Below are 14,552 nucleotides of genomic sequence, written 5' to 3'. Positions count from 1 at the left end.
TAAACTCTTTCATGATTTTTTTATCGATTAAAATACCACAAAACTTGTCGATATTCTTCTATTTAAGTCTTTTTCTTATCAATCAAGGCATTTTAAAAAAAATTTGTTTAAATAAAAACATTTCTGAGTATTACATAAGTGTAATGATTCATTATACAGGTGAAAAATATGGAAATTGATCAAATGGGTTGGGATCTGGCGCTAATTATTTTTGAAGGTGTTATTTTGGCATGGATTCTCAGTAAAATGGAATCTCGAGCTGCGAAACGGGAAAGAATGGAAAGTATGAAATATGTTTTAACACAATTTTACGCTCTTCTCAAAGCTAAGGATAGTGTAGGAATTTATTATTTCACAAAATTATGCACCGATCTGGAAAGAAAATATCTAAAACGCATTTTACTTATGGATCTTAAATTTAATCCAAAAAATAGCTCGAAAAGCGAAGTGGAAATCATGGACATGCGCAATGGAAGATTTTTATTTGTAATCGATCCCTCAGGAAATACTTATCATCGATTGCGTGATTTAGAGATGGAGAACATGGACGAATCCTATAATTTTTATACTCCAGAAGAACGAGTTGAACAATTATATTCATTTATGGATTACGTTAAAAAATGTGGAAAGATCTTTGGAATTTCGTTATAGTTATTTTTTTTTAAATCTCTGTTTTTACTAAAGTTACAACTTGATATCTTTTTATAGTATAATTTCTTTAAATAATATGACTATTCAAGTCTCAACTTGATATAAGTAGGTTTTCACGATGGAAGTTTCTCAACAATCTAATGTGGAGCATACAAATGCTTTGCAAAATCGATCAGTAAATACAGGCAAAAAAATGCCCCTTACTCTTCAGATTGCCTTGTGCAGTATTATGACAGCATTAACAACTGTTTCTACAATGATTCTGGCAATTCCAATACCTTTGACGGAAGGAATGTTCAATTTTGGTGAATTGATGGTATTTATTTCAGCCATTTTATTTGGACCAATTATTGGAGGTTTCGCTGGAGGAGTCGGGTCCGCGATGGCAGATGTTTTCTTGAATTATGCATACTATGCACCTTATACATTCATTGCTAAAGGATTAGAAGGATTAATAGTAGGATTAATTTATCAATTTTTGAAAAAACAACAATTTTCTGATAAATTAATAAAAATTATCATTGCAATTTTCAGCATTATAACAAGTCTTCTAATTGGTTATATTGGATCCAGTTTATTTTCACATTTATTATCAACAACTTTCTGGTACATTATAGGTGCAGGGATTGGCTTAACAATTATAGTTCTCAGCTTGTTTCTCAATAAAATGATAGGAGCTAAAATAATTGCAATAATTCCAGGGGGATTGGTCATGATAGCAACATATTTTACAGTTCAATATTTCACATATGGAATAGCAGGTGCGTTGTTTGAATTACCATTCAACTTTTTACAAGTTATTGCAGGTATGATTATTGCTATTTCACTCACACCTTTCATTGAACCATTTATTCCAGGCAATTGAATTCTTTTATATTTTTTCTTTTACTTTATTATTAAAAAATCAACCTTGCTATCCAATTATCTCATTTAAAAGCTTTACACAACTCTGCCAATGAGTTCAAGTGATCTTCTGGTGGTAAACATTTAGAAAAGGATGAATAAATTCTAAAACTATTTTCTGAAATGAGTTAAAGTAAGGGAGTTAGGAATATTCCATTAATACTTGTTCATAAAAACAAATTGAACTATCATATTGTTTCCACTTTTTTTTCGGGTTTTTGGACGAAAAATTTAAGGCACCCCAAACAGAGGTTCATTTAAGTTCTTTCAAATAAATATAAAAATAGGGTTATCTCATGAGAAAATTTGTAATCGGTGGAAATTGGAAAATGCAGATTGTGAAAGTGGATGAAGCAGTTTCCGTAGCAAAAGAAATTGCAACTGCACTTGAAGAAATTGACATGAATGGAGTGGATGTTTTTGTGGCTCCTTCCTATCATGCATTATTTGCTGTGGGTCAAGCAATTAAAGGAACCAAGTTAAAATTAGCAGGTCAAAACATGTATTTTCGGGATCAAGGTGCTTTTACCGGGGAAATTTCGGCAGACTCTCTTTTGGATTGTGGCTGCGAGTATGTTCTTTTAGGACATAGTGAACGAAGAAGAATTTTTGGAGAAGATAATGCATATATTAACCAAAAAGTCAAAAAAGCGTTAGAAAAAGGATTAAAACCAGTATTATGTATTGGAGAAACAGCTAAGGAAAAAGCAGATGGCCAAACCGAAGCCGTCAACCAAAAGCAACTTGAAGAATCGTTAGCTGATGTTTCCCCAGAACAAATGAAGAATATTGTTATCGCTTATGAGCCAGTTTGGGCAATAAATAATAAATTTTTAAACCCGGACACAGAAATCAAAACTGCAACCCCCGACGAAGCAGATTCAATCCATAAATTTATCCGAAAATGGCTGATCGATACATTTGGCAATGAAATCGGAAATACGATTCCCATCCAGTATGGGGGATCAATGAAAGATAGTAATTGTGAAGGATTGCTTTCCATTAATGACATTGATGGAGGCTTAATTGGAGGGGCGTCTCTTTCAGCAGCTAAATTCAAACCAATAATTGAAGCCGCTACTAAACTTTATCAATAAAAAAGATCCGTTTTTCTTTTTTTCTTTAATTTTAATTAATTTTCTTTTATCACGGCGATATTTCCTTCAGTATTCATGACATAACGCACAGGCCCATGTTTAATAAAAATTTCTTCCTTACCATCTGTTAAAATTGCCCCTATAGAATTTTTATCTTTATATATCATGAAATTCAATTGGGCAGCAGTTAAATTGTAGAGATTTAGAAATTCTGTGGGTAGATTAAGTTTATTATAACGAAAATTTCGTTGGATCCGATCTATGGTAAAATTTGCTCGAATTCTTCGGGCGAGTTCATCAAGGATATCATCCACATGAGCTTCTAAATGATCAATGGATTGAAGACCGTGCCCATCTTTCCACACTCCTTCGCGAGATTGAGTTTTAGTTCTCGAAATTGTGCGAACCATTTCTACAAGTTCTTCAAATTGAAATTTCTTGAATGGATTATCCTCATCGTCAAAATACATTTCTTGTCAATTATAACTGATTTTCTGACCATTTATATGTTTTTATACCGAAATTCGTGGTAAAAACGGGAAAAACTTTGCAACTTGAAGTTATGAAAAAAATTCTTTGCGGGGCATTTCTGAAACAAAAATTTTACCATCAGATTTCATCAAATATTTCATGTTATTAATAACCAGCCAGATTTCATCTACACCATTGACGTTCTCAGCCCCAATTGCAGGAGGAAACTTGTATAATAATCGATTCAACTCAGAAGATGTTATATTAAAGATGTTAAGAATTTCATTGGGTAAATTTAAACCCGCTCTGGCAAAATTAGATTGAATTCGCTCTAAGGACCAAACTTTTTTGACACGGGTTGTCAATTCTTCAAGAATTTGATCCACATTAGCTTCCAAATGGTCCATTGATTCTAAACCATGCCCATCCTTCCACACCCCGAGGGAAGATTGTTTTTTAGTGCGGCTAATGGTGGAAACAAAATTAAGTAATTCAGTAAAGGTAAAATCCGAAAATTGAGGATCACTTGACGACACAAAAAAATTCAATGTTTCATGAGTTTAAACATTTTGGAAAATAGTATATTGAAAAAGAAGGCTAATCTCGATGAGTCACGCTGTCAATGTACTTGGGTACTAAGTTTTTGACACGTGTAAAAAAATCGATATTTTTAGCATATTTTTCTGGTTGTTTATCTTCTGTATGCCGTGTATAAATATACAATTTTACTGCCGCATAGATTTCATAGAACCGAACCCGCGCTTCAACATTGTAGTCTCCACAGACTTTCCAATATTCTGAAAAGAATAAACCACGGGGTTTTTTCATATTTTCATATAATTTGAAGAAAAACAATGACCACCCAATATCTTGAGCCGGATCTGAATAACAACTCATTTCCCAATCTATTAATCCAGAAATTTTGTCATCTTGTACAATAATATTGCTTGGTCGAATATCGCCATGAACCAGAGAAAATGCATCCAATCTAAGCAATGGTCGATGACCTCGAAACCATTTATAAAAATAGAGTGTATCAACATCCAACTCTTTATCTAATCCCATTTTTTGGAAATTTTTCAAAGTATTTTTAATTTCCAACATTATATATCGTTCAAAGGGCAATTTTTTGGTGATCGACTCATTAACATAATAAGAATCATATTTTTTGGATCTATGGGAGTGCAACGTTCCAAGATACATGGCTAAATCTGCCATAAAACTATCCAATTGATCTTGATTAAAGGATCTAATAGTTTCTAAGATAGGAGTTCCTTGCAATTTATCTAAAATTAAAAAACGGTGTCCGAGAGGCTTAAGAGATTTCTCAAAAATATAGAGATTTGCTTTAGGGATATCAATACGTCTAAGATTATGATATCGTTGGGCCTCATTAGTCGGTTTTATTAGATTTCGATTATTTGGATAAACACGCAAGATATATTCTCTTAGATGCTCGTTTTCATCAGGAGTTGTATATTTTAAAGTAAGATTATAAACAATGTTGTTTAAACCAAAGGCCAATTCCTTTACTTCATGGACACAAACATATTTTTCCTTGCGTTTTAACATCTTTTGACCGCGTTTATGGAGATAGCGCCATTTGGATAGATATTTTTCAATTCGTTGTTTAACTGCTTGAGGATTTTTCAAATTCAGATTTTTTCGAATATTGGCAATTGGATCTTGATTCGGAATAGATTCTAATAGCATAAATTTGAAACCCAAAGCCGAAGGATTATTTTCAAAATGAAATTTCTTTAATTCATAGATATCTAGTTTGATGATTTCTTCTACATTCATTTGATCCTGCAAAAATAATTGGTCTTCGTCATCCGCTAAGTATAAATTTAAAATAAAACGGCGAGACCCACCTTCCAAATCTTTTGTTATATAATTAAATTCGAAATTATATACAACACTGGCACCATTATAATCCGTAACTTTAACATCTGAAATGGATCCAAAATTTTCTCCTTTATTTAAAAGAATTTTGCTGTTGATTTTTGAATCAAAATGTAAATTTAACTTTTCTTCCACAGCTTTACAATCACGAATATCAAGTCGATCCATTTAGTCTATTTTAGATGGCAAACCTAAAAAGATTATCTTGCGTTCTTGTTTTGATCATGTGAAAAGTGGATTAATAGAGGAAATTGGTCCATTTTGGAAAAAAAAGAGATGTTTTTTTTGAAACTAAAATTAGCATTTGATATTTTATTCTGTTTATGAAATCTTTTTTTTAAGATCCTCAAAAATTCCTTCGACTTCTGGCTCTTTGAATTCGGGATTAATCAATAACAATTTCTGATAATATGTGAATGCTTCTTCATATTCACCAAGATTATATAAAATTAATGAGAGATTTTTATTTGCAGTAAGATCATCGGGTTTTACATCCACTGCCCGTTTAGCATATTCTTTAGCTTCTTGGAAATTTCCCAACCCAAAGGTTAAGCCCGCGATTCGATTCAAATATGTTTTATTTCGTGCCTTCCATCGCAACCCTTTTTTTAATACTTCCACAGCTTTCTCATACATCTTCATGGATTCGTAAACTAAGGAAAGAGAATAGTAGGCTTCAGGAAATTCATCATCTAATTTAATCGCTTTATTAAAACATCTAATGGCATCTTGGAATTTATTCATATCAAGATACGCGTTTCCTAAATTATTCCATACTCGAGGATCAAAATCTTTGATTTGTAAAGCATAAGTATAGCAAGTAATCGCCTCTTCAAATAATTCTGGTTTTTGTTTCCTTCGAGCGAGCACTTGGAGAGTTGATCCCATATTGATATACAAACTATACATAATTCTATCGTATTCTATTCCTTCAACAGAAGGAGGAATCTCATGAATTTTTCGATAATGAGTTAAACCATTTTCAAATTGACCTAATTGAATGTAAGTTAACCCGAGATGATAATATTTCAGAACTTCAAATTCTCGATGGTCCATTTTTTTAAAATAAGGTAATGCAGAAGTATAGTCCTTTTTACTATAAATTGAAAGCCCTTTTTCGAAAATTTTGCGGCATTCTTCCTTTGTTTGGGGTGAGGGGGTCATATAATTCAGTCCAGAAATCACTTTATGCTTCCGATTTTGAAGCGATAGATTAATGAAAGGAAGGAAAAAATGTTAAGTTTTCGATTAAAAAAAGTTTTATTTTATTATTTGATATGGACTTAAATATTATTTTAGTTAAATAATTGATGTGGATATCAAAACAATTGCAGAAAATTTCGATAAAGCTTTAACTGAACGCAATATTCCGAGTATATTAAAATTTTTCCATGAAAATTGTGAAATAACCACCCTCAATGTTCCATTGAAAGGAAAAGAGGGTGCACAACAATGGCTCAAATGGTTATTTGAAAAGACACCACAACTTGATTTCGAACCTGTAGTAATTATTTCCGAAGGTAATGTGTTCTATGAGGAATTCTACGCCATAGTAAAATTGAAAAATGGCCAGATAATTAGATCCCATCAAGCAGAGACACTTATTTTTGAAGAAAACAAATTGAAAATTCTTAAGATCTTTTTCAATCCCTTAGATTTTGCTGATATTGTAGCTAAAGATCCCATCTCAAAAAGATTAATTAAAATAATTCAAAGAAAAGCACGAAAAGGGTTAAAATAGTCGATTTTTAAAAACAAATTTAAAATTGGGAGACATATCTTATAGATTTCACCAATTATTAAAAAATGCTGTGGAATGAGAAAGATTGGTAAGATATCTAGAAAAAAAATATTGATCCATTTTCTTCCCCTATTCGCTAATAGGTGTCCATGTATCCCCAAGAGTTTATGGATACACTTCATTCTGAAGAATTTGATGTTCAATTTTGGGTCAATGCCAATCTTCTAAAAGCAGACCATCCAACAACATCAATTTTGGCAGAATCATATAAATGGTGCAAATTCGATTCAAAGAATATAGGAAATTTACACTCTGGGATACTCTTCTCAATATAGTTTTCTGGGCTTATCACTTTTTCTCGATCAGCAGGAGCCACATTAATTACTTTTGTTTCACCGCATCAACCTCGATAAGTTCGTTCAAACACGACTATTACCGGATCTTGCATTATGCTTGATTGCTCAGAAACAAATTCACATGCTTCTTCTGTTATTTCCATGGTTAATTACCTGTGTCGGTAAATTCCATATAGATCTATTTGATCTAAATATTTGACTAATTTAAGTTGTTCCATTCGAAATATTCGGAAAAAAAGGGTCAAAAGATTCCAATGTAAACAATCTCCATTCTAGGCAAAATAGAAATAAATATGAAAGTAAGGTTTTTTTTTTGCACAACCTTTAAATATATGGATCGTTTATACTAATATAGAATGGAAAAAAAAATGCACAACCATTCGATAATACTTACGTGAAAAAAATGTCACAAGACAAAGAGTTAGAATTAATACGACGAAAAAAGATGATAGAAATGATGACAACAAAACAACTCCCTGATAGCGTGGTCAATATAAGTTCAGTTGACCATTTTAATGAAATAGTTAACGATTATATTGATAATATAATAATTGTAGATTTTTGGGCAGCTTGGTGTGGACCTTGTAAAGCATTTGCACCAGCTTTTGAGGCACTTCAAAAGGAATTTAAATCGAAAGGTGTAATCTTCGCAAAATTAAATGTTGATGATTTAGGACAAATTGCACAGCAGTTCCAAGTGTCTGGTATCCCAACCACATTATTTATCAAAAATAAGAAATTAGTACATCGACAAGTCGGAATGGCGCCAAAAGCTCAATTTGCGAGCATAATTGACACTGTAATAAAAAAAAACACGAAATAATTTCTTCACCTATAGTTTTTTTATAATATCAAATATTTTATTTTTTCAACCAATGAATATATTGAGTTCTTATGACAGTTTCTTCTATATTACCAGATAAATCGATTCTTGTTGGAAATATCATACGCCACGTTTTTAATTTAAGCAAGAAGCAATTAGAATGTTTCATGAATATCGTTGAAATGGAAAATAGTGGAACTTGTATCTTAAACTTAGTTGACGTTATGGATAGCGAACGTTCAATAATCCAGAAAAACCTTAAAGTTTTAATGAAAAAGGGATTAGTGGAGCGAAAATCGGTGACCTTGACAGAATTCAAAGAACGATGTACTTTGAATAATCGAGAAGATATATCACCAAAAACAAATAAAGGCTATCTCTACATATATTCACCTTTAAGTTCAAAAGAACTTACTTCCAAAATTGAGTCTATTTTATCAAGATGGAATACCACAATTTCGGAATATTTCTCAACTCTTCAAAAGTAGTTTTTGAACAAAATGATTACTTTTAAGCTTTAAAAAGTTTAAAATTAAAGTTATAATAATGCCTATTCGAAAGTTACCAATTTTAGGAATTGCGGGAGGAGGAAAAACAAGTTTAATCCTTACTCTGCGAAGAGAATTTAAAACCTTGGAAAAAGCCATTAAACCCACCAAGGGAATTGAACGTTCCAAGCTAAAATTCCTTGATTCAGATATTGTCGTTTGGGATTTTGGTGGTCAAGAAAAATATCGCGAATCCTATAAAAAGAAGGCAGAAACCTATTTTTCCGGCATTGAAGAATTGTTCTTTGTTATTGATTTTCAAGATCAAGATGCAATGACGGAATCAATGACATTTTTTGGGGATATTAAAGAATCAATTTTGGAATACTCTCCAGATGCTACCATCAATTTGCTGATAAATAAATTTGATCCAGGTTTTGAAGCCAGTGAAGATCATATCAAGATGTATGAAACCCTTCAAAAAAAATTTCTGGAACTCAGTCAACCATTAAATATTAGAATTGCAAAGACATCAATTTTCAACCCAATAAATGTTATACGCGCATTTTCCAAGCCAATTTTCCAGAATACAACACTTTATGATAATTTTCAAATATTATTCATGGAATTTATTAACAAAGGAAATGGTTGTGATTTTATAATGATTTTTACAAAAAATCTGATGGAAATTGGAAACTATTTCAATCCTGCAATTAATCAGCAACAAATGCGAGATATTTCCCATGAAATATTTAAAACTTTTACAGAAAAACAATTAAATTTGTCGCAAATATCACTTCAAGTAAAAGAAATCACATTATATATGATTGCATTTGAAATAGGAGAAGAACCATTTTATTTCACTTTTGGCTACGATTCTACCAAAATTCTTGATGCATCACCTCTAATAATGGACTCGTTTAATCTTTTGGAAGATATTAAGAAGTTAATGAACTATTTCTAATAAGATTCTCTTTTTTTCATATTCAAAAAAAATATTTAAGATAGTATTACTTGATATAAATGGCAGATAAACATGGCAATCAAAATACCCATTATAGGAATAGATAACTCCGGCAAAACAAGCATTGTAAAAACATTTCAGCGCGAATTTAAAGCCCTAAGTAAACTTAAACCCACAAAAGGAATAGAGAGAACAAAGATCAACTTTCTTGATAAGGAAATCGTCATTTGGGATCTTGGAGGCCAATCTAAACTTCGCCAGAAGCACATAAAAAAAGCTGAGATAAATTTTTCTGATATTGATGAATGTTTTTATGTCATTGATATTCAAGATCAAAGTTCTTTTAATGATGCAATTAATTATTTCCAAGCAGTGAGAGTAGCCATTCTTGAATATAGTCCTGAAGCGAAAATCAATATTGTGATTAACAAGCTGGATCCAGGAATGGAACTTGATGCAGATACAATGAGGCTTGCTGAAACAGTAGGGCAAAAATTCGTTGAGATGGCGAAACCTCTTGAAGCCGATATTTTCCATACTTCCATATTCAATCCAATCTCAGTCATTCACGCATTATCGAAAGCATTAATGGGAAATTCGATTTTAATGGATAATTTTGGCGTGATATTCTCAGAATTTGTGGAAAAAAATAATTTCCAAGAAAATATTGACTTTATCATAATATATTCTGAAAATTTCGTCGAGATTGGGTCTTATTTTGCTTCCAGTGTAGACCAAGAAATGATGAAGAATGTCGCACCAGAATTATTTTCTAGCTTTGAGTCTAAAAAAGTGGAATTGAATATGGCGGATTTTTCATTACAAACAGGGCCAACTTCAATCCAAATCTCACGTTTTACACATAGCAAGCGAAAATTCTTCTTAAGTATTGGATATAATAATGTTACTACCACCAATCCAGAAGAGATTTTAGCAAAAACCACAGCATTGAAAGAAGAAGTTCAAAAAATCATGCTCTATTTCTAAAATAAAACGAAATTTAACCCTTTTTTCTATAATTTTAGCGTTTGAAACGTATTTGAAGCAATATCTTTGATCTTAAGTCCAAAATCCAAGGACAGATCTATAGTTTCAGATTTTCCAATATTTAGAAATCCGCCCGGATTCAATACCGAAATTAAATGTTTCAAAACATCAAATTCTCTTTCTTTTGAAATATAAATTAAGAAATTACGGCAAAAAATCACATCAAATTTCCCAAAACGTTCTAATGATTCAAATAAATTGTAATTGAAAAACTTCACTTTTCTTGTAATCTCAGAAGACAAACCAAAGAGTTTTTCTTTGGTTTTTGGATGTAAACTTTCAAAATGAAAAAACTGGGAAGTATAATATGGATCCAAATGATTTATTGAACTCCTTCCATAGAAAGCAGTCTGAGCTTTGTTTATTGCATCAATATCAATATCAAGTGCGACTATTTCGAGGGGACGATGAACTATACCTTTGCTACATAATTTTTCATGAATCATCGCGATCGAATAGGGTTCTTCCCCCGAACTACAAGGTGCCGAGAGAATTCGGATAGACTTATTTGTCAGCGACTTTGTTTCATTTTGAGATTGGATATTCAAAAAGGGAAATAATTGGGATTCGAGATACACCCAGACAGACTTATTTCGGAAGAATTTGGTTGTATTAATGGCTAAACTACCCACGAAATTATGGATTTCTTCAGGATGTGTTTTAACATAGGAAATATAGGCAGATAAATTAGACATCTTCAATTTTGATATTCGATTTAAAACCCGATGTTGGAGATAATGTTCACGATAATTATCTAAATCTAACCCGGCAGATTTAAACAAAACTAGGAGAAGATTAAAGTTATTTCTATCATTTTCCAGAGATTTTTGGAAGGCTTTAGGTATATTTTTTACTTCAGAAATGGCAAGAATATGATCAGAAATGGTTCCTTTGAACCAATTTATCTCTTCTTCACTTTTTCGCAGAAAGGAATAATATTTTTCGCAATCTTTTTTCTCCAACCACTTTATACGTCGATAGACCCGTTTTTGGAAATAGCGATCTCGAACTTTTTCAAAACATACGCCTTGTTCTGTTAAAAATTGTTTAATTTGCTGGAGATGCCAAGAACTGTTTTTTGGAAAAGAGAAAAAAAGATTCATCTCATCAATATGGCGAAATATCCCATATGATTGATCTTTTTCCATTTTTGACAATTCGTTTTGTGTATTAGGGTGTTGATGATTATTCATTATCTCGCTATATCCCAATTGCAAGAATGAAGGTTATACCCTTAAGGGTAAGTTAACGATATTGTGACCGATTCTTTTTAATAATTATTCCAATGACAATAATTGGATCTTTTCAACTTTTGAGTAGATTATTGGCCGAGAAACTAGGGAAAAAAGAGATTTAAGAGAGATTAAGACATCTTAAATGAATTATGTAGAATTTAATGAAAGAAGGATATTTTCAATTTCAGATTTCTGTTCTGGCATAGTATCTAACTTGTTCCAAGAATTGATTGCCAGTTCAAGAAAGTATATAGCATCATCTCTTGATTGCATTTTGATAAAAGCCAATCCACAATAATAACTTGCCAAACCAGCTTGATAGTAATCTTCTCGTGCTGAGAAAGAATTACTCACTTGAGAATACATCCTAATCGCATCATCAAAATTCTCAAGGCCAAATAATACACTTGCATAGTTCATTTGGAAAGTATCTCGTAGATTAATCTGCTGATATTTTTCAGCAGATTTGATAGCCTTTTCAAAATAAATTTGGGAGGCTTGAACTTCTCCAGTGTAATACTTTGCATTAGCGAGATTGTACTGAGTTCGAATTATTCCATCCACATTATTTAATTGTTCAAATATTCGAAGAGATTCACGATATTTCTCCGATGCTTTGTTATAATCACCCTTTCTCAAAAATATATTACCAATATTCCCCAAAGTTCCCGCTCGAGATTCAACTTGATGTGTCTCATGGAAAGCAGCATTGGCTCGACAATAATATTCCAAAGCGTGATCGATATTACCCTTCTGTTCAGATATAATACCGAGATTGTTTTCCAGACCTGCAATCTTGACTTTTAATCCAAATCGTTTTGCTTTTTCTAATGATTTTGAAAAGATTTCATGAGCTAAATCGAGTTCTCCTTGGTTTTGATAGATATTACCGATGCTTTGCCAAAGCGTAATTAAAAGGGAAATATTGTTGAGTTCTTCAGCAGTCTGGCTCGCTTTTTTGAGTTGTGTAAGAGCTTCATTATTTTTGCCTTGTTGTAATAATATATCTGCGATATCCTTTTGCGCCCGAACATAACGTGATTTATTTCCAGTCATATCTGCTTTTTGTAAAGCGTTGGATAGATAATTTAATGCACGAACCAAATCGCCTCTTCGAGAATAAATACCAGCAAGAGATCTTAACGATTCAGAAACAAAAGCATCATCACCCAATCGTGAATATATGTTATAAGCTTCTTGAAATTTTTCTTCAGCAGCGTCAACTTCTGAGAGAATATCTTCAACTTGACCTAACCCAAGTAATCCATTGGCCCGTAAAACCTCTAAACCATGTAGTCCAGCAAATTTAATTGCTTGTAAGTAGACATTTTTTGCCAAGTCGAAATTATCATTCTCTCGGTAAAGACTTCCCAAATTTAAGTAAGCATGAATTATTCCTTCATTATCAGAAAGATCTTGGTTGTACTTCAAATTATTTTTGGTAACTGCAATGGCTTTATCAAATTCCCCAAAATTTGCTTGAATGAGAGCAATTTCACCTAAGCTCGTAATATATCCATCGGTATGATTACAAGACTTAAAATGATCAGCTGCCTTTTGATAATTCTCTAGGGCAATTTCATAATTTCCATGGAATTTCTCAATTTCACCTAATTGCGAGTGAAGTATCCCCGAATTGAATCCATCGATATCAACAATATTTGAATTGGATAAAATAGATTGAATTAATTGGTGGGAAATATCGTAAAGTCCTGCGTTATTTCCAATATCAGAAAGCAAGATTGCACAAGTAGAATTACTTCGATCGGAAGCCCAAGATCGTGCACATTCAACTACACGGTTTAATTTTTGTGATTTAATTTGTTTAATTTCTTCATTTGTATATGAAATGAACTGTGGTACAACGATCCTTGGTGGAAGAAGTGTAGAACATGTATTAAACCATTGTGGTAATATTCCTACATCAATAATACCTCGATCTTCACCATACGCAGTTGCTAAATCCGAAACAACTGATAATGGCTCTTGATTTGGGAGATGTAACCATGCAAAACCTGGAGAATCCTTTATACGTTTTCGTATGCCCAAATAACCAGGATCGGCTTCTAAATCACTACCTGAATACCCTAAAAAGATCCAAAATTTGGATTGTCCAAGACAATTTAAAGCTTGATTAATATTTGGATGTAATCCACGTTTTCTTTGAGCCAATGTATCAATGCATGTCTTCGGTCGTGTGGCAGTTCCATGCAATTTAAGCAAAAGACAAGGGGAAGTTTTCGGATTATGATTTTCAAGGAGTTTAGGAACATCGAGATACTCATTAGGATCAACGATAACTTCCAGCGGGACACCTACGGCATCAAAGGCTCGCTCAACTAGAGTATCGAAATTGGTAGTAATAATTGCAGGTAACAATCCTGCTTTTGCCAAAACTGCTAACCACAAATGAGCTTCATTAGGAGATTCTCCTTCTAACCCCTGTAAAACTTCAAAGTATGAATCCCCAATACGATTTGTTATGATTTCTGCAACATATTCGGGAGGAAGTTTCCCATCTTCTTCCCGTTTTTTAATCAATTTAACGATATTTGTTTCCTGTGGAATAAGACTGGAGGCTTCACTTTCCAAAGCATCCAAAATAATATGATTGATTTGCCACCAACTTGGTAGACAGGAAGGAGGAATCATAGAAATACCCGCACCAATGAAAAAAACCGCTTTTCCTTGTTTGAGCATTTCTAAGGTTTTTATATTCATACGGGGATGATCGTTTATGGGTAAAAAAATCTTGTCCCACCAATAATATTGGTGATATAGCACAATATAATTCCTTTAAAAATAAAGGGGAATAAAACATATCATGAGGAAGGATAAAGAAAATTTCAATAATTCAGTCAAAAATGCATT

15 protein-coding genes are annotated in these 14,552 nt (G+C 32.4%); 8 read left to right on the top strand and 7 right to left on the bottom strand.

The features are described from left to right. Window positions 1-168 precede the first annotated feature (168 nt). The 3 genes from NEF87_RS22630 (at window position 169) to tpiA (ending at window position 2,651) form a co-directional block, all read left to right on the top strand. A complete protein-coding gene (locus tag NEF87_RS22630; protein ID WP_457917617.1) occupies window positions 169-651 on the top strand; it encodes a hypothetical protein in 483 nt (160 codons plus the stop codon). Window positions 652-769: 118 nt separating this feature from the next. Next, on the top strand, window positions 770-1,516 hold the full coding sequence (locus NEF87_RS22625; protein WP_457917616.1) for an ECF transporter S component: 747 nt from the start codon (window positions 770-772) through the stop codon (window positions 1,514-1,516). A gap of 334 nt (window positions 1,517-1,850) precedes the next feature. Then, window positions 1,851-2,651 (top strand): triose-phosphate isomerase, encoded by an 801-nt coding sequence (tpiA, locus tag NEF87_RS22620; protein ID WP_457917615.1) that lies wholly within the window; start codon window positions 1,851-1,853, stop codon window positions 2,649-2,651. A gap of 35 nt (window positions 2,652-2,686) precedes the next feature. Here tpiA and NEF87_RS22615 read toward each other — a convergent pair whose 3' ends face one another. The 4 genes from NEF87_RS22615 to NEF87_RS22600 form a co-directional block, all read right to left on the bottom strand. Then, window positions 2,687-3,121: a hypothetical protein gene (locus NEF87_RS22615; RefSeq protein ID WP_371803783.1), complete on the bottom strand. Its 435-nt coding sequence runs from the start codon at window positions 3,119-3,121 to the stop codon at window positions 2,687-2,689. Window positions 3,122-3,211: 90 nt separating this feature from the next. Then, on the bottom strand, window positions 3,212-3,658 hold the full coding sequence (locus tag NEF87_RS22610; RefSeq protein ID WP_457917614.1) for a hypothetical protein: 447 nt from the start codon (window positions 3,656-3,658) through the stop codon (window positions 3,212-3,214). 61 nt (window positions 3,659-3,719) lie between these two features. Continuing rightward, window positions 3,720-5,195: a phosphotransferase family protein gene (locus NEF87_RS22605; protein WP_457917613.1), complete on the bottom strand. Its 1,476-nt coding sequence runs from the start codon at window positions 5,193-5,195 to the stop codon at window positions 3,720-3,722. A 153-nt stretch (window positions 5,196-5,348) separates the two neighbouring features. Next, window positions 5,349-6,191 carry a tetratricopeptide repeat protein gene (locus NEF87_RS22600; RefSeq protein ID WP_371803780.1) on the bottom strand — a complete coding sequence of 281 codons (843 nt, stop codon included), beginning with the start codon at window positions 6,189-6,191 and terminating at the stop codon, window positions 5,349-5,351. Between the two features lie 148 nt (window positions 6,192-6,339). Here NEF87_RS22600 and NEF87_RS22595 point away from each other — a divergent pair, with 148 nt between their 5' ends. Further along, complete coding sequence (locus NEF87_RS22595; protein ID WP_457917612.1) at window positions 6,340-6,768, top strand: nuclear transport factor 2 family protein; 429 nt, start codon at window positions 6,340-6,342, stop codon at window positions 6,766-6,768. Window positions 6,769-6,967: 199 nt separating this feature from the next. On the opposite strand, the gene NEF87_RS22590 is transcribed toward NEF87_RS22595, so the two are convergent. Next, on the bottom strand, window positions 6,968-7,144 hold the full coding sequence (locus tag NEF87_RS22590) for a hypothetical protein (protein ID WP_371803778.1): 177 nt from the start codon (window positions 7,142-7,144) through the stop codon (window positions 6,968-6,970). Window positions 7,145-7,527: 383 nt separating this feature from the next. On the opposite strand from NEF87_RS22590, the gene trxA reads away from it, so the two are divergent. From trxA to NEF87_RS22570, 4 genes are all read left to right on the top strand, one after another. Further along, complete coding sequence (trxA, locus tag NEF87_RS22585; protein ID WP_371803777.1) at window positions 7,528-7,947, top strand: thioredoxin; 420 nt, start codon at window positions 7,528-7,530, stop codon at window positions 7,945-7,947. Between the two features lie 71 nt (window positions 7,948-8,018). Next, window positions 8,019-8,435, top strand: coding sequence for a hypothetical protein (locus tag NEF87_RS22580; RefSeq protein WP_371803776.1), 417 nt, complete (start codon window positions 8,019-8,021; stop codon window positions 8,433-8,435). A 58-nt stretch (window positions 8,436-8,493) separates the two neighbouring features. Continuing rightward, window positions 8,494-9,399 carry an ADP-ribosylation factor-like protein gene (locus NEF87_RS22575; RefSeq protein WP_457917611.1) on the top strand — a complete coding sequence of 302 codons (906 nt, stop codon included), beginning with the start codon at window positions 8,494-8,496 and terminating at the stop codon, window positions 9,397-9,399. A gap of 72 nt (window positions 9,400-9,471) precedes the next feature. Beyond that, entirely contained in the window at window positions 9,472-10,386 is a 915-nt protein-coding gene (locus NEF87_RS22570) for an ADP-ribosylation factor-like protein (RefSeq protein WP_457917610.1), read from the top strand. Between the two features lie 26 nt (window positions 10,387-10,412). Here the strand turns inward: NEF87_RS22570 and NEF87_RS22565 are convergent, their stop codons facing one another. Both NEF87_RS22565 and NEF87_RS22560 read right to left on the bottom strand, forming a co-directional pair. Next, complete coding sequence (locus tag NEF87_RS22565) at window positions 10,413-11,639, bottom strand: CheR family methyltransferase (protein WP_457917609.1); 1,227 nt, start codon at window positions 11,637-11,639, stop codon at window positions 10,413-10,415. A 189-nt stretch (window positions 11,640-11,828) separates the two neighbouring features. Continuing rightward, window positions 11,829-14,402, bottom strand: coding sequence for a tetratricopeptide repeat protein (locus NEF87_RS22560; RefSeq protein ID WP_457917608.1), 2,574 nt, complete (start codon window positions 14,400-14,402; stop codon window positions 11,829-11,831). Window positions 14,403-14,552: the final 150 nt, after the last annotated feature.

The organism is Candidatus Lokiarchaeum ossiferum (assembly GCA_025839675.1).
In the GTDB taxonomy this organism is placed as follows: domain Archaea; phylum Asgardarchaeota; class Lokiarchaeia; order Sigyniarchaeales; family Promethearchaeaceae; genus Lokiarchaeum; species Lokiarchaeum ossiferum.
This window is presented reverse-complemented; position numbering and strand designations above follow the sequence as displayed.